This is a genomic window from Psychrobacter sp. LFX-11D (assembly GCF_904846475.1).
GTDB classification, from domain to species: Bacteria; Pseudomonadota; Gammaproteobacteria; order Pseudomonadales; family Moraxellaceae; genus Psychrobacter; species Psychrobacter cryohalolentis.
In genome coordinates this window covers 1-706 of sequence record NZ_CAJHAV010000041.1, presented here as the reverse complement: position 1 = coordinate 706, position 706 = coordinate 1, and the positions used below count along the sequence as shown (strand labels likewise).

Sequence of the window (706 nt, the reverse complement as noted above, 5' to 3'; positions counted from 1 at the left end):
TGTCTCGTCCTAAAATAGATTGATAGTTTTTGCTAAGCCAGATACCCTGAGTATCTGGCTTTTTTGTATTAAGCAGGACATGAATAACCGTCATGTACCTCAGCAGGTGTTCTCATATTTAAACTTAAATGCGGTCTGATATGGTTATAGACATAAACAGACTCATCGATCAGCTGTTTAAGCTCACTCATCGTATTGCACTCATACAACAAGAACTCATTCTTTAAAATCCCATTAACGCGCTCAGCCAATGCATTTTGATAACAATCATAGCCATCGGTCATAGACGGTGTGATGTTATTTGCTCTAAGCACCTCTTGATACTCTGATGCACAGTACTGAAGGCCTCTATCAGAGTGATGAATCGCTTTATGAGTATAACGCCGCCTTTGAGCTGCCATCTTAAGCGCTTTTACAACCTCAGTCGCTGGCATACTCTCACTTAAATGATACCCCATAATCTGTCTTGAATACCCATCCGTTACTAACGATAGGTAGTGCGTCCCTTGTTTGGATGTGACATAAGTAATATCAGCCACCAAGGTTTGTTCAGGCTTGATAGGCGCAGGGGCATCTTTCGTTAGATTGGGATGCTTTTTCATCCAGTGCTTACTAAAGGTCGTCTTTGTATAGCTACGTTTGGGCTTAACCAACAAGCGGTGTGCTCTTAGATAATCAAAGAAGCCATCACGGCCAATCTTTATGC

The 706-nt window shown here is 41.8% G+C and carries 1 protein-coding gene; it reads right to left on the bottom strand.

Annotated elements, in window-relative coordinates:
- Positions 1 to 68: 68 nt before the first annotated feature.
- Positions 69 to 706, bottom strand: a 638-nt coding sequence (locus JMX75_RS12845; protein WP_201532561.1) for an IS3 family transposase, incomplete at its 5' end; no start/stop codon positions are given.